This is a genomic window from Haloferax sp. DFSO52 (assembly GCF_048158745.1).
Taxonomy (GTDB): domain Archaea; phylum Halobacteriota; class Halobacteria; order Halobacteriales; family Haloferacaceae; genus Haloferax.
Genome location: NZ_JBLOPB010000001.1, coordinates 801484 through 820905, shown reverse-complemented (window position 1 = coordinate 820905; position 19422 = coordinate 801484). Strand labels below are relative to the sequence as shown.

Annotated in this window: 20 protein-coding genes; 10 read left to right on the top strand and 10 right to left on the bottom strand. The window is 61.8% G+C overall.

The genetic code is table 11. The features are described from left to right. The first annotated feature begins 60 nt into the window (after window positions 1–60). Together ACK3SC_RS04245 and ACK3SC_RS04240 are read left to right on the top strand one after the other, a co-directional pair. Window positions 61–2583 carry a DNA topoisomerase I gene (locus tag ACK3SC_RS04245; RefSeq protein WP_416838875.1) on the top strand — a complete coding sequence of 841 codons (2523 nt, stop codon included), beginning with the start codon at window positions 61–63 and terminating at the stop codon, window positions 2581–2583. A gap of 52 nt (window positions 2584–2635) precedes the next feature. Then, a complete protein-coding gene (locus ACK3SC_RS04240) occupies window positions 2636–3361 on the top strand; it encodes a phosphoglycerol geranylgeranyltransferase (RefSeq protein WP_416838874.1) in 726 nt (241 codons plus the stop codon). Between the two features lie 41 nt (window positions 3362–3402). Here the strand turns inward: ACK3SC_RS04240 and ACK3SC_RS04235 are convergent, their stop codons facing one another. Both ACK3SC_RS04235 and ACK3SC_RS04230 read right to left on the bottom strand, forming a co-directional pair. Further along, complete coding sequence (locus ACK3SC_RS04235) at window positions 3403–4134, bottom strand: DUF4013 domain-containing protein (RefSeq protein WP_416838873.1); 732 nt, start codon at window positions 4132–4134, stop codon at window positions 3403–3405. A 54-nt stretch (window positions 4135–4188) separates the two neighbouring features. Next, a complete protein-coding gene (locus ACK3SC_RS04230; protein ID WP_416838872.1) occupies window positions 4189–4737 on the bottom strand; it encodes a cupin domain-containing protein in 549 nt (182 codons plus the stop codon). 98 nt (window positions 4738–4835) lie between these two features. On the opposite strand from ACK3SC_RS04230, the gene aspS reads away from it, so the two are divergent. Next, window positions 4836–6140 carry an aspartate--tRNA(Asn) ligase gene (aspS, locus tag ACK3SC_RS04225; RefSeq protein ID WP_416838871.1) on the top strand — a complete coding sequence of 435 codons (1305 nt, stop codon included), beginning with the start codon at window positions 4836–4838 and terminating at the stop codon, window positions 6138–6140. Between the two features lie 179 nt (window positions 6141–6319). Here the strand turns inward: aspS and ACK3SC_RS04220 are convergent, their stop codons facing one another. Together ACK3SC_RS04220 and ACK3SC_RS04215 are read right to left on the bottom strand one after the other, a co-directional pair. Continuing rightward, window positions 6320–6703 carry a hypothetical protein gene (locus ACK3SC_RS04220; RefSeq protein WP_416838870.1) on the bottom strand — a complete coding sequence of 128 codons (384 nt, stop codon included), beginning with the start codon at window positions 6701–6703 and terminating at the stop codon, window positions 6320–6322. Window positions 6704–6844: 141 nt separating this feature from the next. Next, window positions 6845–7147, bottom strand: coding sequence for a UPF0175 family protein (locus ACK3SC_RS04215; protein ID WP_151134327.1), 303 nt, complete (start codon window positions 7145–7147; stop codon window positions 6845–6847). 120 nt (window positions 7148–7267) lie between these two features. Here ACK3SC_RS04215 and ACK3SC_RS04210 point away from each other — a divergent pair, with 120 nt between their 5' ends. From ACK3SC_RS04210 to ACK3SC_RS04195, 4 genes are all read left to right on the top strand, one after another. Beyond that, window positions 7268–7705: an SHOCT domain-containing protein gene (locus ACK3SC_RS04210; protein ID WP_416838869.1), complete on the top strand. Its 438-nt coding sequence runs from the start codon at window positions 7268–7270 to the stop codon at window positions 7703–7705. Window positions 7706–7787: 82 nt separating this feature from the next. Then, the gene (locus ACK3SC_RS04205; RefSeq protein ID WP_416838868.1) at window positions 7788–8621 is read left to right on the top strand and encodes a pantoate kinase; all 834 of its coding nucleotides are present in this window, start codon (window positions 7788–7790) and stop codon (window positions 8619–8621) included. Between the two features lie 54 nt (window positions 8622–8675). Beyond that, on the top strand, window positions 8676–9431 hold the full coding sequence (locus ACK3SC_RS04200; protein WP_416838867.1) for a 4-phosphopantoate--beta-alanine ligase: 756 nt from the start codon (window positions 8676–8678) through the stop codon (window positions 9429–9431). 62 nt (window positions 9432–9493) lie between these two features. Beyond that, window positions 9494–9973 (top strand): hypothetical protein, encoded by a 480-nt coding sequence (locus tag ACK3SC_RS04195; RefSeq protein WP_416838866.1) that lies wholly within the window; start codon window positions 9494–9496, stop codon window positions 9971–9973. An 85-nt stretch (window positions 9974–10058) separates the two neighbouring features. Here ACK3SC_RS04195 and ACK3SC_RS04190 read toward each other — a convergent pair whose 3' ends face one another. Next, on the bottom strand, window positions 10059–11132 hold the full coding sequence (locus tag ACK3SC_RS04190) for a molybdopterin-dependent oxidoreductase (RefSeq protein ID WP_416838865.1): 1074 nt from the start codon (window positions 11130–11132) through the stop codon (window positions 10059–10061). 85 nt (window positions 11133–11217) lie between these two features. Beyond that, complete coding sequence (locus ACK3SC_RS04185) at window positions 11218–12198, bottom strand: glutathione S-transferase family protein (RefSeq protein WP_416838864.1); 981 nt, start codon at window positions 12196–12198, stop codon at window positions 11218–11220. 329 nt (window positions 12199–12527) lie between these two features. Here ACK3SC_RS04185 and ACK3SC_RS04180 point away from each other — a divergent pair, with 329 nt between their 5' ends. Genes ACK3SC_RS04180 through ACK3SC_RS04170 form a run of 3 tightly spaced genes read left to right on the top strand, consistent with a single transcriptional unit; the run spans window position 12528 to window position 15586 of the window. Continuing rightward, window positions 12528–13583, top strand: a complete 1056-nt coding sequence (locus tag ACK3SC_RS04180) for a thiamine pyrophosphate-dependent dehydrogenase E1 component subunit alpha (RefSeq protein ID WP_416838863.1) — start codon at window positions 12528–12530, stop codon at window positions 13581–13583. Continuing rightward, complete coding sequence (locus ACK3SC_RS04175; protein WP_416838862.1) at window positions 13580–14590, top strand: alpha-ketoacid dehydrogenase subunit beta; 1011 nt, start codon at window positions 13580–13582, stop codon at window positions 14588–14590. The genes ACK3SC_RS04180 and ACK3SC_RS04175 overlap by 4 nt, the downstream gene beginning before the upstream one ends. Further along, window positions 14591–15586 carry an NAD(+)/NADH kinase gene (locus tag ACK3SC_RS04170; protein WP_416838861.1) on the top strand — a complete coding sequence of 332 codons (996 nt, stop codon included), beginning with the start codon at window positions 14591–14593 and terminating at the stop codon, window positions 15584–15586. Between the two features lie 34 nt (window positions 15587–15620). Here ACK3SC_RS04170 and ACK3SC_RS04165 read toward each other — a convergent pair whose 3' ends face one another. The 4 genes from ACK3SC_RS04165 to dcd all read right to left on the bottom strand — a co-directional run bounded on the left by ACK3SC_RS04165 (window position 15621) and on the right by dcd (window position 19407). Then, a complete protein-coding gene (locus ACK3SC_RS04165; RefSeq protein WP_416838860.1) occupies window positions 15621–17069 on the bottom strand; it encodes a 2-oxo acid dehydrogenase subunit E2 in 1449 nt (482 codons plus the stop codon). Window positions 17070–17213: 144 nt separating this feature from the next. After that, complete coding sequence (locus ACK3SC_RS04160) at window positions 17214–17921, bottom strand: class I SAM-dependent methyltransferase (RefSeq protein ID WP_416838859.1); 708 nt, start codon at window positions 17919–17921, stop codon at window positions 17214–17216. Beyond that, complete coding sequence (locus tag ACK3SC_RS04155) at window positions 17918–18817, bottom strand: thiamine-phosphate synthase family protein (protein WP_416838858.1); 900 nt, start codon at window positions 18815–18817, stop codon at window positions 17918–17920. Before ACK3SC_RS04155 ends, ACK3SC_RS04160 begins: the two co-directional genes overlap by 4 nt. After that, a complete protein-coding gene (gene dcd / locus ACK3SC_RS04150) occupies window positions 18814–19407 on the bottom strand; it encodes a dCTP deaminase (protein ID WP_416838857.1) in 594 nt (197 codons plus the stop codon). The genes ACK3SC_RS04155 and dcd overlap by 4 nt, the downstream gene beginning before the upstream one ends. Between the last annotated feature and the right edge of the window lie 15 nt (window positions 19408–19422).

The window sequence follows — 19422 nt, the reverse complement described above, 5'->3', positions numbered from 1 at the left end:
TTCTGTGGGCCGAATTCGGGCACGAAAGGTTTAGGGCGCCCCCCGACATATCGCCGGCCAATGAGTCGTGGCCCCGACCTCATCATCACAGAAAAGGACAACGCCGCGAGGCGTATCGCCGACATCTTGAGCGGCGAGACGGCCTCCGCAGAGCGAATGAACGGCGTGAACGTCTACAAGTGGGGCGGTAAGCGCTGTATCGGCCTGTCCGGTCACGTCGTCGGTGTTGACTTCCCACCGGAGTACAACGACTGGCGTGACGTCGAACCGGTCGAACTCATCAGCGCTCCCGTCGAAAAACACCCCACTCAGGAGAACATCGTCGCCGCCCTCCGACGACTTGCCCGCCGTGCCGGCAGCGTCACCATCGCGACAGACTACGACCGCGAGGGTGAACTCATCGGCAAGGAGGCGTACGAACTCGTCCGCGAGGTGAACGAAGACGTGCCCGTCGACCGGGTTCGGTTCTCCTCGATTACGAAACGCGAAGTGACCGAGGCGTTCGAGAATCCCGACGACCTCGACTTCAATCTCGCCGCCGCCGGTGAGGCACGACAGATTATCGACCTCGTGTGGGGGGCCGCCCTCACGCGATTCCTCTCGCTTTCTGCCCGCCAGCTCGGCAACGACTTCATCTCCGTTGGCCGAGTGCAGGGGCCGACGCTGAAACTCATCGTCGACCGAGAACGCGAAATCGATGCGTTCGACCCCGAAGACTACTGGGAACTGTTTACCAATCTGACGAAGGACGCCAACGGGGCCGCCGAATCCTTCGAAGCCCAGTACTTCTACCTCGACGACGACGGAACCGAAGCAGAGCGCATCTGGGACGAGGAGGCTGCGGAGTCGGCTTACGAGACGCTCCTCGGCGTCGACGCTGCCGAAGTCACGGCAGTCAAGCGACGCACTCGAACCGACACGCCACCCGCGCCGTTCAACACGACGCAGTTCATCCGCGCCGCCGGGTCGATTGGCTACTCCGCCCAGCGGGCGATGAGCATCGCAGAAGACCTCTACACCGCCGGGTACATCACGTACCCACGGACGGACAACACGGTCTACCCCGACGACTTGGACCCGCGCGAACTCCTCGGCGCGTTCGAGGGAGACCGCCGCTTCAAGGACGACGCGGAGTCACTCCTCGAACAGGAGGAAATCGAACCGACCGAAGGCGACAACGAGACGACCGACCACCCGCCAATTCACCCGACGGGCGAACTTCCGTCGGCGTCTGACCTCTCCGAAGACGAGTGGGACGTGTACGAACTCGTGGTTCGGCGCTTCTTCGCGACCGTCGCAGAAGACGCCGTGTGGGAGCACCTCCGCGTCGTCGCCGAGGCCGCCGGGCTGTCGATGAAGGCAAACGGCAAGCGTCTGCTCGAATCGGGATACCACGAGGTCTACCCGTACTTCAACTCGACCGAGTCGTTCGTCCCCGACGTCGAAGAAGGCGAGTCGCTCGCGGTCGCCGACACCCACCTCGACGCGAAGCAGACCCAACCACCCCGTCGCTACGGGCAGTCGCGTCTCATCGAGACGATGGAACAGATGGGTATCGGGACGAAAGCGACCCGTCACGACGTGATTCAGAAACTCTACGACCGTGGCTACATCGAGAGCGACCCGCCGCGTCCAACCCGTCTCGCCCGCGCCGTCGTGGAGGCATCCGAGGACTTCGCGAAACTCATCGTCAGCGAGGAGATGACCTCGCAACTCGAATCCGACATGATGGCCATCGCCCGCGGTGAGGCCACGCTGGAGGACGTCACCGAAGAGTCCAAAGAGATTCTGCAAGACGTGTTCGAGGGCCTGATGGAGTCCCGCGAGGAACTCGGCAAGCAACTCCAGGATTCACTGAAGGCCGACAAAACCGTCGGTCCGTGTCCCGACTGCGGTGGTGACCTCGTCGTCAGAAAGAGCCGTCGCGGGTCGTACTTCATCGGGTGTGATTCGTATCCCGACTGTACGTACACGCTGCCGCTCCCATCGACGGGCAAGCCGCTCATCATGGAAGAGACGTGTGAAGAACACGACTTACACCACATCAAGATGCTCGCCGGGCGCAAGACGTTCGTCCACGGCTGTCCGCTCTGTAAGGCCGAAGAGGCAGACGAAGAAGAGGACATGGTCATCGGGACGTGCCCGGACTGCGGCGAAGAACACGGCGGCGAACTCGCCATCAAGCGTCTCCGCTCCGGGTCTCGTCTCGTCGGATGTACCCGCTACCCCGACTGTGACTACTCGCTCCCACTCCCGCGTCGTGGCGACATCGAAGTGACAGAGGATTCGTGTGAGGAACACGAGTTGCCGGAACTGCGCATCACCTACGACGGTGAGCGCGAACCGTGGGAACTCGGCTGTCCCATCTGCAACTTCCGGGAGTACCAAGCCCAGCAGAACAGCGAAGGCGGGTCCGAGTTAGAGAGCATCAAAGGCATCGGCGCGAAGACCGCCGAGAAACTGAAAGATGCCGGGTTCGACGACGTCAAGACCCTCAAAGCGGCCGAACCGGACGATGTTGCCGCGAAAGTAGACGGCATCGGCGCGGATACGGTTCGGAAGTGGCAGTCTGCGGCTGACTAATCGGAAAATTCATCCGCACGCTTTTTAGGCCCCCTCCGGTATAGACCGACCAATGAGTTATCCGTGGGAAGACTGGGATCATATCACGAAAATCGACCCAGACAAAGATCTGGCCGATGGAGAGACGTTCGAAGACGTGTGCCAGACCGGCACCGACGCCCTCGAAATCGGCGGCACGCTCGACATCACCGAGGAGAAGATGGAGCGCGTCATTCAGGCAACCGCGAAGTACGACGTGCCCATCTATCAGGAGCCGTCCAACCCCGGTGTCGTCATCGACGACCCGGGCCTCGATGGCTATCTCATTCCGACCGTGTTCAACGCCAGTGACTCCTTCTGGATTACTGGCGCACACAAAGAGTGGGTCCGCATCGAAGACGGCCTCGATTGGGACCGCACCCACACCGAGGCGTACATCGTGATGAACCCCGACTCGTCTGTGGCCGAGTACACCGACGCCGACACGGACCAGTCTGCCGAAGACGTGGCCTCATTCGCTCGCGTCGCCGAGAAGATGTTCGGCCAGAAAATCGTCTACATCGAGTACTCCGGCACGTACGGCGACCCGAAGAAGGTCGGCGCGGCCCACGACGCCCTCGAGGAGGCGACGCTCTTCTACGGCGGCGGCATTCACGACTACGACACGGCCTACGAGATGGGCCAGAACGCCGACGTCGTCGTCGTCGGCAACCTCCTGCACGACAAGGGCGTCGATGCGGTCCGTGAGACCGTCGAAGGCGCGAAAGACGCATCTACCGAACTCGTCGGCGCAGAGTAACCCCGCTCGGAGACGAGCACAGTCTCAGTCTCTCTTCTCGACTACACCGACTCGACACCACTGAACGCCGGTTGCTGGTCTATCTGCGTCTCGATTTCTGAACAGCCGACTCCTCGACCGAGGAGCGCCGCGGCCGCGACGAGCGTCAGAAACGACACGCACGCGGTGAACACGATCCCGACGAGAGGAATCGCGCCACCGAGGAACCCAAGCAGTCGGCCGCCGAAGACGACGAACGCCGCTGCCGAAGCGACCGACGCGAACGAGGTGTCGGACGCGAGAGAGCGAATCAGCGGAATCGAGGCGACGACAGAGCCTTCAGCGGCGAATGCAACAGTCGCCGCGACGCCGAGATACGTTCCACCGAGTGCAGCAATCCCAGCGATGGCGAATCCGAGCACGGTGAACACCGAACCGTCGAGATACTGGAGCATTCGAGGGTCGGAGACTGCGGTGGCGACGGCGAATGGTGCATCTGACGCGGTGAGCACGATAGCCACGAGCGCGAGTGCAGGAAGTTGTACTGCGACGATGACTGCCGAGAGACGCCCTCCTTCGACTACCATGTCGAACACGTCGTCGAACGTCGGGAGTGCAGTCGCGCCCCCGGCACCAGCGCGAACGAGTCGGACGACGTAGCCGACGAGGAGCACACCCGCCAGCGGCGTCGTGAACGAGGCAAGCGTCACGAGAATGCCGACGGCGACGGTGTCGAACGACGTTTCGCGGGCGAACGGGAGTGCAAACGCGGCTTCGAAATCTGAACTGTCCATGTCTGGGGCGGAGTGGCCCCGGGTTCGTATATAAATCTCCGCCCCGAGTCGAGACTACGGGTCGTCAGTCGGTTCGTCCTCCCAGTAGCCGACGGCGGCGTCCCGTGGGAAGTAGTCGTGAAGCGTTCGCGTATTCGAGTCGCCACCGGGTGCGGACCCACAGAAGACACCGACTTTGCCCGAGTCGGGATAGACGGTCACGTCCGGGTGGTTCATCGTCGAGAGCGCGAGATACCGAAGCGGGCCGTCGCCGTCGTTTTCGACCTGTCGCACGTACTCGCCGCCGGACGGGAGTGCAACGTACGTGTCGGGGCGGAGGTCGATGTCCGCCGCGTCGTCGCGAGTGTGGAGCGTCCCACTGCCCGAGAGGACGAAGAGTGCTTCTTCGTTTCCTTCGTGGTAATGCGTCGGCCACGGACGCTTTCCGGGTGGGACTTCGTAGAGCGAACAGCCGATATCCCGGCCGCCAGCGGCCGCACCGAGTTGCTTTCGTCGGAAGGCAAATCGAGCGCCGCGTTCGGACTCGGTCCAGTCGAGGTCCTGTTCGCGGGCGGCACGAGGGGCGGAAGCACCGCCGTCTGTCGGTGTCGGGTCGGATTCCATAGCGGATAGTTGGCCCACCAGACAAAGTAACATGGTACTGAGTGACGCTCGAAGTCGAAACGACCGTATTTATCAGGAACGGTCGGCAAACACGTCGTATGCGAAACCGAACGTACACGGCCGACGCCGAACCCGGCGACACGGTCACCGTCGCCGGCTGGGTTCACGAGATTCGTGACCTCGGCGGTATCGCGTTCCTGATTCTCCGCGATACGACGGGCAAGATTCAGGTCAAGTTCGAGAAAGACGACATGGACGAGGAACTCGTCGAGACGGGCCTCGGCGTCCACCGCGAGAGCGTCATCACCGTCACCGGTGACGTCGCAGAAGAACCCCGCGCACCGACGGGCGTCGAAGTCACGCCCGAGACCGTCGAAGTCATCGCGGAAGCCGAGGCGCAGCTCCCCCTCGACCCCTCCGGGAAGGTCGACGCAGAACTCTCGACGCGTCTCGACAACCGCACGCTCGACCTCCGCAAGGACGAAGTGAAGGCAATCTTCGAGATTCGCGCCGAAGTCCAGCGCGCCGTCCGCGAAAAGTTCCGTGACCTCCGCGCGACCGAAATCAACACGCCGAAAATCGTCGCCACGGGGACCGAAGGCGGCACCGAACTCTTCCCCATCACGTACTTCGGCAAAGAAGCGTTCATGAACCAGTCGCCGCAGCTGTTCAAGCAGCTGATGGTCGGCTCCGGTCTCGAACGCGTCTTCGAAGTCGGCCCGATCTTCCGCGCCGAAGAGCACAACACGCCGCGCCACCTCAACGAGGCGACCTCCATCGACTTCGAGTCGGCCTTCATCGACCACACGGAAGCGATGGACGTCTGTGAGGCAGTCGTCAAAGCAGCCTACGAGGCAGTCGACGAGAACTGTCAGGACCAGCTCGAAGCGCTCGACCTCGCCGAGGAGTTCGAAGCGCCGTCCGGCGAGTTCCCACGCCTCACCTACGAGGAAGCCATCCAGCGCATCAACGCGACGGGCGCACTCGACGAGCAACTCGTCTGGGGCGACGACCTGCCGACCGAAGGCGAGAAAGCGCTCGGCGAAGACGTCGGCGAACACTACTTCATCACCGACTGGCCCAGCGAAATCAAGCCGTTCTACATCAAGGACCACGACGACGACGAGACGCTCTCGACGGGCTTCGACATGATGCACCCGAACATGGAACTCGTCTCGGGTGGCCAGCGTGAACACCGTTACGACCAGCTCGTCGCAGGCTTCGAACAGCAGGGTCTCGACCCCGACGCGTTCGAGTACTACACGAAGATGTTCAAGTACGGTATGCCTCCGCACGCAGGCTTCGGCCTCGGTGGCGAGCGTCTCATCATGACGATGCTCGGGCTTGAGAACATCCGCGAGGCTGTTCTGTTCCCAAGAGACCGTCAGAGATTGAGCCCGTAGGGCGAAATCGGGGTCTCTTGGGAGCCGGGAGCAAATCTTCGATTTGCGACCGAGTTCCCGCGAGATCGCCAACGTCTGAGCCCGTAAGGGCGAAGACTTGGAGAGCCAGCGAGACGAACGAAGTGAGTCTCGCCGGACCGCCAGCGTCTGTCGCCGTAGACGACCAAACGCAGACTCGACTATTCTTTCGCTGCCTCGTCGATGAGTCGATAGGCTGTCTCTCGAAGTTCGCCAGTCATGTGCAACCCACGAGAGTCGATTCGGCGGACGAGGTCTTTCGCCTCTTCGGGGTCCATCCCCTCGTGAACGGCGCGGACGACGACACCGACGGTTCCTGTGACGGTCGCTCCGAGTCCTTCGGCAACGGTTCGGACGCGGCGGTCGTCGGAGACGATGGCGATGTCTTGGTCGTGGTTCCGAGCCCAAAGAACCGTTCCGATAAGTGCGACATCGCCGTTTACTTCGTCCTCGTTGAGGGCCTGCTTGGCTTGTGGTCGGTACTGGGTGAATACAGCGCGGTCACCGGCACGGTACGCGCCATCTCGTTCTAGTAGAGATGACACATTCGTCCACGCGGGCTCAGTATTCACCTCTTCGAGTACCTCTGTGGGGACTACGATATCACCGTCAAAATGCAACAACAGATTCAGTTCCCCAACCGTCCCCAGCGCTATCAACGTCGAAGCATCCACGTAGATATCCATCTACAAATCGAGCGCCGCGTCTGCTTCGCGCTCTACTTCCTCAGGCGACAACTGCGAGGTGAGGTTTCGGTCTCGGGCGATTTCGAACCACTCTCCCAAACTCACACCCGCGAGGCGTGCTGCTTGATTGAGTGAAACATCGCCAGATTGGTATCGTTCGATAGCAACGCGAATTCGTAGTTCGCGGAGTCCTTCTCCGAGTGCTTTCCGAATCACCGTACTTCGGTCTTCACCCAGCAGTTCCGCAACGTCCTCCAGTTCGTCTCGTTCGTCGTCGGGGATGCGGGCACTGATAGACGGCATCTGTATACATTGTACTACATCGTATTCGTATTTGAACTTACGCACTGTCAGCGAAACAGTCGTTATCTCTCCGACACGTGAAGAGAGTATGAACGAACGCCGCCGCTGGGGTCGAGTACAGTGAGCGACGCGAGTCGAGTCGCCAGCGACGTCGTCGAAGACGACGATACACCACTCGAACAGATAGTCGCAGGGTCGGTCATGGCGCTCACCTTTCTCGTCGGGTTCGGTCTTCTCGCGCTCGGCTACTGGTGGTTCTGGATCGTCTTCCCAGTCGGGTTCGCCGGTGTTCTTCCCGCCGCAATCGGCCTCGTCAGACTCTACGAATCCCGCCGACGCGACGACAGCGATGAGGCAGGCTCCGAGACCGAAGACGCACTGGAGACGCTTCGCAGACGGTACGCATCGGGCGAACTCACAGAAGCGGAGTTCGAAGAGAAAGTCGAGCGACTACTGGAGACAGAGACACTCGGAGACGCTCGACAGACGGTGTCCACACGTCGAGAACGAGAACGCGAGCGGGAGCGAAACGACGACATCGAATCCGACCGTTCGTAAATCGAGACACCGGATACCACGGGGCACGACCGGCCGAGACGAAACGCAACATCGTTAACCAACCCCCGTCGTAGAATGACCGATGAGCGACGACGCGACGGCTTTCGTTCCCGGTCACATTACGGGCTTTTTCAGCGCCCATCCCGACGACGACCCAGCAATCGCCGGGTCGCGCGGGGCAGGCGTGACGCTCTCGCATGGCGTCACCGTGACAGTCGAACCAGCAGCCGAAACCGTCGTCACCCTCGGTGGCGAGACACTCGAGATGGAACCCGTCTCGAGCGTCCTCCAGCGACTCGGCGTGACCGCGTCCGTCCACGCAGAAAGTGAGCTTCCGCTCGGGTCTGGCTTCGGCCTCTCCGGGGCGATGTCGCTCGGAACCGCGCTCGCGGCCAACACAGTCTTCTCGTGCGAGCGCTCTGAAAACGAACTCGTCACGGTCGCCCACGAATCGGAGGTCGAGGCTGGGACCGGTCTGGGCGATGTCGTAGCACAGGCCCGCGGAGGACTGCCCATCCGTATCGACCCCGGTGCGCCGGGGCACAACCGGATGGACGGCATCCCTGCGCGCCCCCACATCGAGTACGTCACGTTCGGCGGCCTCTCGACGGCCGACATCCTCGGTGGGGACACCACCACGCTCACCGCCGCCGGTGAAACCGCGCTCGACGCACTCATGGAGAGACCGACGGTAGACCGATTCCTCAGTGAATCACGACAGTTTGCACGCGACGCGAATCTGCTCACCGACCGGGTCGAAACAGCAATCGAAGACGTGCACGCCGCAGGGGGCGACGCGGCGATGGCGATGCTCGGCGAGACGGTCTTCGCCGTTGGAACTGGCCTCTCAGACGCTGGCTACGAACCCAAGCGGTGCCGCGTTCACCCCGCCGGTGCGATGGTCGAGTCCGAGTAAGCTGGCGTCGGCAATGAGAAAGCGTGTTACTCCAGGAGTGTGGATTCACCAGTAATGAGCGACATCGAGATTCCGGAGAGTCACCCGCGATACCAATCGCTGCTCACCCGCCATCGAATCGAAGCGGGCGTCGAGAAGGGTATCACGAGTAAACAGGGCCTCATCGCACAGGGTCGCGGCGAGGCGTTCGACTACCTCCTCGGTGAACGGACGATTCCGAGTGCAGACGACGCCGCGCGTGTCGCTGCGGCACATCTTCTCCTCGCCGAGCATCCCGTCATCTCCGTCAACGGCAACGTCGCCGCTCTCTGTCCCGACGAAATCGTCGAACTCGCGGACACGGTCGACGCCGACATCGAGGTGAACCTGTTCAACCGCACCGACGAGCGCATGCAGGCAATCGTTGACCACCTCCGAGAACACGGTGCCGACGAGGTGAAAGGGCTGACCGCAGACGGCCAAATTCCGGGTATCGACCACAAACGCGCCAAAGTCGATGCGGACGGTATCGGGAGCGCCGACGTCGTCGTCGTCCCACTCGAAGACGGCGACAGAGCAGCGGCGCTCGGCGCGATGGGCAAAATCGAAATCGTGGTGGACCTCAACCCGATGTCGCGGTCCGCGCAGGTTGCGACGGTCCCAATCGTCGACAACATCGTGCGTGCCGTGCCGAACATCACCGCCCACGCACGTGACCTGAAAGACGCCTCTCGCGACGAACTCGAAGCAATCGTGGCCGAATTCGACGCCGACGCCGCACTCGACGCCGCGGAACGTGCGATTCGAGCAGGGAGTGACGAAGGCAAGTGAGGACCCACAGAGAGGCAGACTCGCGACAGTAAGTTTATAAATTTGACACGATAGAGGTCGATATGGACCGTCAGCGAATCCTCGCAGTCGCCCTGGCAGTCGTCGGGTTCGCCGCCATCGTCGTCGGAATTCAACAGGAGTTGCTCCACGTCGCACCCGGGTACGAGGGAACGATAGAGACTGGGTGGGGCGGACGAATCAATCACGAGGAACGACTACTGGCACAACTTGCGGGCGTCGGTGTCGTCGGAACGCTAGTCACACTCCGCTGGAAGTACGCCGCAGTCGTTCCGCTGGTCATCGGCGGTGTCGAACTCGGATACTCGATTCGGGCCGTCCTCCACTACGTTCAGGACCCGGGCCTCTACACGCAAGTTCAGAAGTACGATGGGACGACGACGCGCCTCATCCTCGGGGCTGAACCGTTTTTGCTCGTCGCCGGGGGTCTCTTCCTCCTCGGCGCGGGCGTCGTCGGATGGCGGTTACATCAGCAGTCGGCGACTGCACACGACCGGTCGACAGGAACGTTGTTACAGACGTAACGATTCGGAAGGGACCCGACGACAGCGCCTGAACCGGGAGAACATCGACGACACCGCCCGAACCAACGTGCGACCACCGCCATCTTCACCAGAATCCACTGACGAGAACCGCGAGCCACTGCGCCGGGTCGCGGTATCGGCGAATCTCGATTGTATCTATCCACTTTACCCACTGGAAGCCACGCCGGTTCGGTGCGACAAGTCGAAGCGGTGCACCGTGGCCGTGGGAAATCGGCTCGCCGCCGACGTGTGTCGCGAGGAGCATCTCACTCGCTTCGTCGAGAGGGAACGACCACCGAAAGCCCGTCACCGACCTGACGGTGACCCACCGTGCTGACGAGTGAACACCGGCGGTTTCGAGGAGTTCACCGAGTCTGACGCCGGTCCAGTCTTGTTCCGTGTACCAGCCACTCGTACAGTCGAGAAGCGCCGACTCGGTTCTGTCCGGGTTGAGGTCAGTGACACCAAGAGAAAACGGGGTGGAGACGAGTCCGTCGAGAGAGAGTCGCCACGAGTCGGTGTCTATCGGGTCCGGGTCGTCGGCGACCCAACTCGTCACGGGGAACGCTGCGTTTCCATCGCCGGGGGGAAGCGGCCGAGACCCGGTAAACCGACGTTCGATGCGCTGGAGCGACCCGACTGTCTCTGTTGCCCGATACGCGACCGCACCGAAGACGAGGAGTGCGCCGTACTGAAGTGCCCGGCGGCGGCCGGCGAAATCGACACGGCGAGGTGTGTGAAATCGCGAACTGAGGTGGACGAGCAGAATCGGCACGACGAGGAGGCCGAACCCGATGTGGACGTTGAGGAGCGTCCAGAAACCGATTCGAACCGTCACACCGGCGACCCACGCGATGCCGGTTGCCAGCGCGGCGAGTGCGACGACGGCGAGAACGATAGACGTGAACGTGTGCCGGTCGTGGAGTCGCGAGTCGAGCACGCGGTGGCGGACACGGTACAGTTTGAACCCGACGAGTGCGACGAGTGTGAGGCCGACGACGCCGTGGAGGAGAAACAGCACGCTGTGGGCAGGGTGACCCGCACCGAGACTGAGGACGCCCGACAGCGCTTCGAACACCACGATCACGAGGATGGACCAATCGACTGCTCTGGGTGGTGGTTCGAGTCGCCTGACTGCGCGAACGAAACGACTCGCCATGGTACGTTCTAGCAATCCCGAGAAGAAGTATCCGTCGTGGAGACACGCGAGAGTCCAACCGCGAGACGTCGAGACGGTGGCGTCTTCAGTCGTCTGCGGCGAGGGCGGTCGGTAGTTCGGCCTCGAATCGGTCTCTGTCGTGCGGTTCGGTGAAGTCGAGGTCCGGACCGACGCCGTAGATTCGTTTCGGGTTGATGTCGCCGTGACTGACGAAGTAGTGGCGGACGATGTGGTCCATATTGACCGTCTTTTCGACGCCCGGCAGTTGGTAGATATCCTTCGTGTAGTTCCAGAGGTTCTCGTACTCGTGGATTGCCTTCTTGTTACACTTGAAGTGCGTGTGGTAGACGTGGTCGAAGCGAACCAGCGTCACGAACATGGCGATATCCGCTTCGGTGAACACGTCGCCAGCGAGGAATCGCTGGTCGTCGAGAACGTCTTCCCAGTGGTCGAGCGCGTCGAAGAGTTCGGTGACAGCGTCTTCGTACGCCTCCTGCGTCGTCGCGAACCCAGACCGGTAGACACCGTTGTTGATCGGTTCGTAAATTTCGTCGATGAGTCGATCGACCTCGTCTTCGTAGCCGTCGGGGTTGAGGTCCACGTCGTTCTCGGCCAGGGAGTCGAACGCTTCGTTCAGCATCCGCATGATTTCGCGCGACTCGTTGTTCACGATGGTCTCGCGTTCTTTGTCCCAGAGGACCGGGACGGTGACGCGTCCGGTGAACTCGTCGTCGGCGCGAAGGTAGATGTCGCGGAGGAACTCCTCGCCGTAGAGTGGGTCAGGATGGGTTTCGGAAAACTCCCACCCGTCGTCGATACGGACCGGTTCGACGAGCGAGAGCGAGACCACGTCTTCGAGTCCCTTCAGCGCGCGCGTCATCGCGGTTCGGTGTGCCCACGGACACGCCCGGCAGATGTACAGGTGGTACCGTCCCGCTTCGACGGGGAACCGGTCGTCTTCGCCGACCCAGTTGCGGAACGTCGTCGTCTGCCGTTCGAACTCGCCGTCTTCGTTGTTCGCGACGAACTTCTCTGTCGTCCACTCGCCTTCGTAGAGCATGTTCATGCGCTCACGACCTCCGATGTTGGCATTGGCCGTGGTTAGGGACTCACGAATAAAAGCAGGCAGGCAACACGAGTGTAACCGGGACCGAGGCGGCAGCGACGAATGCAACGCAGTCACGGTACAATTCGCCCGAAAAAGCGTAACTCACCCAAACTGTGCGAATCACCGCAACTGGATGAATAACAACAATTGTGTGAAAAAACCACCCAATGACACATAAAGAGGCGAGGGAAGTCAAAATAAGGAGGTAATTATCAATCAATTATACACAACATTCTGTCAATTTGGGAAACTATGATAAACAATGATGACAATCGTTGTGATACCACATGGTGGTAATTGACATAGAGACAGAAGGTGGACAGCGAGAGGCCCTTCGTCGGATGCTGACGATTCGGTCCTTCGATTCGAAGGCAGGCGATCTGTTTGCGGACGGAGAGCTTCCAGGATTCGTTCACCTCTACGTTGGAGAAGAGGCAGTCGGCGTCGGCGCGTGCTCTGCGCTCGAAGACAACGACTACATCACCAGTACCCACAGAGGCCACGGACACTGTATCGCGAAGGGACTCGACCCGAACGTGATGATGGCCGAACTGTACGGAAAAGCCGGTGGGTATTGCAATGGGAAAGGTGGGTCAATGCACATCGCTGACGTCGACGCCGGGATGCTCGGCGCGAACGGGATCGTCGGCGCGGGACCACCGCTTGCGACAGGTGCGGCACTCACATCGCACCTGAAAGGTGAAGAGACAGTCGCGCTCGCGTTCTTCGGTGACGGCGCAGTTGCGCAGGGACAGGTTCACGAGGCTATCAACATCGCCGCGACGTGGGACCTTCCGGCCATCTTCGTCGTCGAGAACAACCAGTACGGCGAGGCGACACCGGTCGAAAAACAACACAACGTCCAGAACCTCAGCGAGACCGCAGAGGCGTACAACATCCCCGGGTTCACCGTCGATGGGATGGACATCACCGCCGTCTACGAAGCGGTGAAAGAGGCTCGAAAGCGCGCCGCGAACGGTGAGGGACCGACGTTTATCGAAGCCGAGACCTATCGGTACCACGGTCACTTCGAAGGCGACCAGCAACCGTACCGGACGAAAGAGGACGTCGATATCTGGAAAGACCGCGACGCCATCGAGACGTTCAAACGACGACTCATCGAGGCCGGCGTCATCACCGAAGCCGAGTTCGACGAGATGAAAGCCGAAATCGACCAGCAGATCGAGGACGCGGTCGCCGAGGCGAAGGAGGCACCGTATCCAGACCCAAGCGAAGCCTACGAAGACATGTTCAACGCGACAGTGCCGGAGATTAGTGAGTTCTCGAGACAGATGCGGGCCGACGGTGGACGCGGGCGGACCGACGGAGGTGAAGAGCGATGAGCACTGAGACGTCTACAGGCTCAGGGCCGTCGGACACCAAGGAGATGACCGTCCGTGAGGCGATTCGACTCGCCCTCCGCGAGGAGATGAACCGAGACGATGACGTCTTCTTGATGGGCGAAGACGTCGGCAAGTTCGGCGGTGTGTTCGAAGTCACCGGCGACCTCGTCGAAGACTTCGGTGAGACACGCGTCCGCGACACACCCATCAGCGAAGCGGGCTTCATGGGCGCAGCAGTCGGGGCGGCGGCGACTGGGACACGACCGGTCGTCGAAATCATGTTCGCCGACTTCATCGGTGTCTGCTCCGAGCAGATTATCAATCAGATGGCGAAGAACCGCTACATGTTTGGTGGCAAGACCGAGATGCCGGTCACCATCCGCACCACCGAAGGTGGCGGCATGGGTGCTGCGAGTCAGCACTCCGGAACGCTCCACACGTGGTTCGCCCACTTCCCCGGAATCTTGGCTGTCGCTCCCGGGACGCCTGCGGCCGCAAAAGGGCTCTTGAAGTCGGCTATCCGGTCGGACGACCCGGTCATCGTCTTCGAGAACAAGATGATATACGAACAGAAGGGCGACGTCCCACTCGACGAGGACTTCACCATCCCAATCGGGCAAGCGAGCGTCGAACGCGAGGGTGAAGACGTCACCGTCGTCGCCACCCAGCGCATGGTCGGCGAGTCACTCGAACTGGCCGACCAACTCGAGGGGCAGACGAGCGTCGAAGTCATCGACCTCCGGTCGCTGTACCCACTCGACACCGACACACTCGCCGAGAGTGTGAAGAAGACCGGGCGGCTCGTCGTCGCCGACGAGAGTCCGCTGTCGTACGGGACGCACGCAGAAGTTGCGACGCGCGTCATGGAGAACGCGTTCTTTAGCCTCGACGCGCCAGTCCAGCGCGTCGGCGTCGCAGACGTGCACATCCCGTTCAGCCCAGCGCTCGAACAGGAAGTCCTCCCGGACGGCTCCGACGTGGAAGCCGCAATCAACCGCATCGTATAAGTGACGACGACAGTCGGACTCGTCGTCAACCCGGCCGCCGGCCGCGACATTCGTCGGCTCACCGGCGGTGCCAGCGTCAGTAACAACTACGCGAAACGGCGTACAGCGGGGTGTGTCCTCGCAGGGCTGACGCTATGTGACGACATCGAAGTGCTCGTCATGCCGGATAGCTCCGGGCTTGCAGACCGCATCGTCGACGATGCACCGTCGGAACTCGACGTTGACTTCGTCGAGATGCCGGTGACTGCATCCGGCCAGGACAGTCGCACTGCCGCGGCACACTTCGAAGAACACGCAGACGCGGTGGTCGTCCTCGGTGGCGACGGAACCACCAGAGACGTTGCCCACAGCATCGGCGACGTTCCAGTCGTGAGTATCTCGACGGGGACGAACAACGTCGTTCCCACGCCAATCGACGGGACCGTCGCGGGTGAAGCCGCGTGCCTCGTCGCAACCGGACTCGTGTCGGCAGACGAAGCCACGATTCGCCACGGAACTATCGAGGTCGAGGTAGAGAGAGACTCCGGCACGAGTACGATTCAGGGACTCGCGACAGTCGGGATTCTCGACCGTGCGTTCATCGGAACGCGCGCGATTCTCGAACCGGACGACATCGTCGGTGGTGTCGTCTCGCGCGCCTCACCGGCCGAAATCGGCATCTCCGGTATCGCCGGTGGACTCGTCACGCACCGGCCAGACGAACCCGGTGGCGTGGGCTTCCGACTCGCCCGTGAGGACTCGTCCGGAACGCACGTTCGTGGGATTACCGTCCCCGGGACGCTCTCGGACGTTCGCGTCGCGGATTATCAGGTTCTCGGCGACGGTGAAGCCTACATCTTCGAGGTGCCTCGCGGCGTCGTCAGCGTCGACGGCGAGCGCGAACACGAAGTGAAAGACGGCGTCGTCAGCCTCCGACCGGTTTCGGATGGCCCACGGCTCGTCCAGATAGAAGCAGTTCTCGAACGAGCAGCCCACGAAGGCTACTTCCGAGACTGAGTTCACTTTTTTCGCCCGACTGCGCGACTCGCGTCTAGTTCCCACCTGCGGCGATGACGAGTGACCACGGATTTTCGACGTGTTCGACGAGAGCTCCGAGGAACCGTGCTGCGTCGGCACCATCGACGATTCGGTGGTCGAACGACAGTGAGAACGAGATGACACGGCGGACTGCCACGTCTCCGTCGTCGGTCGGAACGACCTGCTTGCGAATCGTGTTGACGCCGAGAATGGCGACCTGTGGCGGGTTGATAATCGGGTCGAACGACTCGACGCCGAGGACGCCGAGGTTCGAGATGGTGAACGTCCCACCGGTCAAGTCGTCCATCGTGTAGTCACCGGAGAGCGCTCGTTGGGTGGTCGCTGCACGTTCTTCGGCGAGTTCGGCGAGCGAGAGCGAGTCGACGTCGCGGACGACGGGCGCGATGAGGCCCTCGTCGATGTCGACTGCCATGCAGATGTTGTGCGACTCGTGGAGTTTGTGGACGTTCTCTTCGAACGTGGCGTTGAACGCTGGGTACTCGTCGAGCGCCGCTGAGACGGCGAGGATGAGCACGTCGGAAATCGACACGTCGACACCGAGTGCGTCGTCCGCCGCGTCTGCGGCCGCGAGGAGTTCTTCCGCATCTGCGCTTCGGTTGACCGTCACGTGGACGGATTCGCGGTAGCTCTGTCCCAGGCGATTTGCGATGGTTCGACGCATCCCCGACAGTGGCCGTTCCATCTCGACTGGTTCTGTCTTCGCAGCGGTTGGTTCACCACCTGCCCCGGCCGCTGCCTGCACGTCTGATTCGGTGATACGGCCGTTCTTGCCCGACCCGGAGACCCGTGAGATATCCACGCCGAGTTCTCGAGCGAGACGGCGAGCACTGGGAGGGGCGAACACCCGCTTGTCTGCACTCTCTTCGCTGTCTTCCACGTCTGCTTCTGCCGCTGCCGAATCGCTGGCTGCCGACTCAGCCGCGTCCTCGACATCTGACTCGGTGATCGAGCCCTGGAAGCCAGTCCCTTCGACGGTCGTCAGGTCGACACCGAGGTCCGCTGCGAGTTGTTTCGCGCGTGGCGATGCACGGACGTCGCTGGCGTCCTGTTTCGATTCGGACTTCTGCGCAGTGGCATCTGACTGGCCAGCACTTGACGCCGCAGCAGTTGCAGTTTCGGTCGCCTCTTCTTCGGCTGCGTCTTCGTCCGCCGCCGATTCTGCGGCACCCCCTGCCTCTGCTTCCAGCGAACTGATGTCTTCGTCTGCACCGGCGACGATTGCGACCACTCCACCAGGTTTTGTCGAGTCGCCTTCGGAGAGGAACACCCGTCGAAGCACACCATCTTCTTTCGCCGAAATCTCTGCAGTCGTCTTCTCAGACTCGATTTCAGCGATTGGCTCGCCTTCGGACACGTCCCCACCTTCCTCGACAAGCCAAGCAGAGAGTTCACCGGACTTCATCTCCAAGCCGAGCTTGGGCATCTTGACAATGTAAGCCATGGTACAAACGTACACGATTAACCACGATATAAGTTCGTCAACAGACGAGCTTCAAATGATAGCGCGTTGAATCGATTCGGCCGTGAGTTCCGGTGCGGAAAATTCCAGATTTGTCACAATCGGCCGCTCATCGACGCTGCTCGTCTACTCCTGGGCTGTGACGGTTCCGACTCGAATCCGGGCGAATCCGAGCGCGTGTGTCGTCGCGACAACGTCCTCGCACCGTGTTTCGAGCGCTCGGTGGGCCGAAACCAGACGTTCGTCGAGCATCTCGGTCGGTGAGCGTCGCATCGTCCGCGTCCTCGGAGGCGCGGTCACTCGGACGAGCGCTCGAAACAGTGGGTTGAGAACCTGCCACGTCGGATGCGTCGTCCGTGCGAGGTCCACGAGACAGAGTCGTCCGCCCGACCCAACGAGGTCCGCCCACGACGAGACCACCGCGCCGGGGTCGCCAAACATTCCTGAGACGAACGTCGCGAGGACGGCGTCGGCGTCGACCACCGGGGGGCGAGTCGCGTCGGCGCGGACGAGATGGACGTGTGGATAGTCGCTGACTCGCTCTCGCGCAACGTCGAGCACGCCGGGCGAGAAGTCGATGCCGACGACAGTTCCGTCGGGGCCCACACGGTCGGCGAGATACGGGAGATTCGCACCCGTTCCGCACCCCATCTCGATGACTGTGTCACCTGTGTCGAGTCCGAGGGCGTCGGCCGCCGACGTTCGGACGGACCCGACACCCGGTGTCTGGCGGGCGATGGCGTCGTAGAGTGTCGCCCAGCGGGTGTAGAACGACTGCGCGACTGACGATGGAGACTGAGGCGACGACGGTGTGGTGGACGTTGAAGGTTTCACAGCAGGATTCGGACGACGTCGGCAACAGTCGGTGCATCTGGGCCGAGAATGTACGTGATTGGTTCGATACCGTAGCCGCCAGTCTGGTAGACGACGAACGTCTCGGGCAGGTCACGGTCTTCGAGCGTGGCACGAACGGGGTCTGTCGGCGCGTCCGGGTCGAACTCGATGCACTCGTAGCCCGCCGCTTCGAGGTCACTGACGACGCCCGCGTCGTAGACGACGTTGAGCGCTGCGTTCACGTCGGCACCGGCGGCGCGAGCAGACAACAACACACTGGCGACGTGCTCACTGACGCCGAACTCCGGTTCTCCGGGGACCGTCGCCTTCCCTTTCACGTCGAAGATACGGCCGGGAATCGCGGCCACGTCGTCGATGTTGGTCGAGTTCGGGAGGGCTTCGACGAGGTTCGACCCGACGTTGGGGATGAGTCCGGCGAACCCGGACGTGTTGGTGAGTATCCGCAGGCCACGCCGAACCGACGCCCGGACCTGTTCGACCGAACGCAGGTGCCCCTCTGGGTCGTGGATGCTGTGAAATCCATCGTACGAGGAGAGTTCTGGCATCGCCTCTTCGTGGAGGTCAGCCAGCAGGTCGCCCTCTTCGAGTTGGCGGATGAGGACTTCCGACTCGACGAGCGCCTGCACGGGCGTCATGTCGCCGCTGGCGAGTCCCGCACCGACGCGCGTGACCAGGTCGTGGATACGTGGGTCGTCGGCGATGCGGTCGTTCATGCTGACTTCGCCGTGGGCGTACTTCGAGACGGCGCTCTGGCTGATGCCGAGTGCGTCGGCGACTTCCGCCTGTGTGAAGCCACGGTCGCGAAGGTCCTCGGCGAGCAACGCTCGAAACGTCGGGAGGAACGCGTCGACGACTATCTCCTCGATGAATCTCATTCGTCAGATGGGTTGGTGAACTCTGGGTCGTCGCCGATGCGAGAGGCCTGCGGCCCACGCTGACCCTGATATTTCGACCCGCGTTCTGCGCCGTATGGGCGCTCTGCGGGCGACTTCATCTCGGTGAAGACGAGTTGTGAGATACGCATTCCGGGTTGGAGGGCGACGGGTGCAGTGCCGAGGTTCGACAGTTCGAGCGTAATCTGTCCTTCGTAGCCCGGGTCGACGATACCGGCCGTGGCGTGGATGACGACTGCGAGTCGACCGAGCGACGAGCGACCTTCGACCGTCGCCAAGAGGTCCGGCGGGATCTCGACGCGCTCTTTGGTCGTTCCGAGGACGAAGTCACCCGGATGGAGGATGAAGTCGTCACCTTCGTCGACGTGCGTCTCGCGGACGTACTTCGTCACTTCGTCTTCGCGGTTCGGATGGATACACGAGATGTTGGTTCGCTGGAACTCGAGGAACTCCGTGCCCAGTCGGAGGTCGACGCTCGCAGGTTGCACTTGCATGTCGATGTCGTCGATTGGGTCGACCACGAGGTCACCGCGTTCGAGGCGCGCGAGGATATCTGCGTCCGAGAGTATCATTGTGGAAACGAGTGC

Bases quoted from the DNA above. Each gene is read 5' to 3' on its own strand.
- ACK3SC_RS04180 (WP_416838863.1), top strand. From the start codon at position 12,528: ATGGTGGTAATTGACATAGAGACAGAAGGTGGACAGCGAGAGGCCCTT.
- ACK3SC_RS04200 (WP_416838867.1), top strand. From the start codon at position 8,676: ATGAGCGACATCGAGATTCCGGAGAGTCACCCGCGATACCAATCGCTG.
- ACK3SC_RS04215 (WP_151134327.1), bottom strand. From the start codon at position 7,147: ATGCCGTCTATCAGTGCCCGCATCCCCGACGACGAACGAGACGAACTG.
- ACK3SC_RS04165 (WP_416838860.1), bottom strand. From the start codon at position 17,069: ATGGCTTACATTGTCAAGATGCCCAAGCTCGGCTTGGAGATGAAGTCC.
- ACK3SC_RS04240 (WP_416838874.1), top strand. From the start codon at position 2,636: ATGAGTTATCCGTGGGAAGACTGGGATCATATCACGAAAATCGACCCA.
- ACK3SC_RS04190 (WP_416838865.1), bottom strand. From the start codon at position 11,132: ATGGCGAGTCGTTTCGTTCGCGCAGTCAGGCGACTCGAACCACCACCC.
- ACK3SC_RS04185 (WP_416838864.1), bottom strand. From the start codon at position 12,198: ATGAACATGCTCTACGAAGGCGAGTGGACGACAGAGAAGTTCGTCGCG.
- aspS (WP_416838871.1), top strand. From the start codon at position 4,836: ATGCGAAACCGAACGTACACGGCCGACGCCGAACCCGGCGACACGGTC.
- ACK3SC_RS04195 (WP_416838866.1), top strand. From the start codon at position 9,494: ATGGACCGTCAGCGAATCCTCGCAGTCGCCCTGGCAGTCGTCGGGTTC.
- ACK3SC_RS04175 (WP_416838862.1), top strand. From the start codon at position 13,580: ATGAGCACTGAGACGTCTACAGGCTCAGGGCCGTCGGACACCAAGGAG.
- ACK3SC_RS04235 (WP_416838873.1), bottom strand. From the start codon at position 4,134: ATGGACAGTTCAGATTTCGAAGCCGCGTTTGCACTCCCGTTCGCCCGC.
- ACK3SC_RS04205 (WP_416838868.1), top strand. From the start codon at position 7,788: ATGAGCGACGACGCGACGGCTTTCGTTCCCGGTCACATTACGGGCTTT.
- ACK3SC_RS04245 (WP_416838875.1), top strand. From the start codon at position 61: ATGAGTCGTGGCCCCGACCTCATCATCACAGAAAAGGACAACGCCGCG.
- dcd (WP_416838857.1), bottom strand. From the start codon at position 19,407: ATGATACTCTCGGACGCAGATATCCTCGCGCGCCTCGAACGCGGTGAC.
- ACK3SC_RS04230 (WP_416838872.1), bottom strand. From the start codon at position 4,737: ATGGAATCCGACCCGACACCGACAGACGGCGGTGCTTCCGCCCCTCGT.
- ACK3SC_RS04155 (WP_416838858.1), bottom strand. From the start codon at position 18,817: ATGAGATTCATCGAGGAGATAGTCGTCGACGCGTTCCTCCCGACGTTT.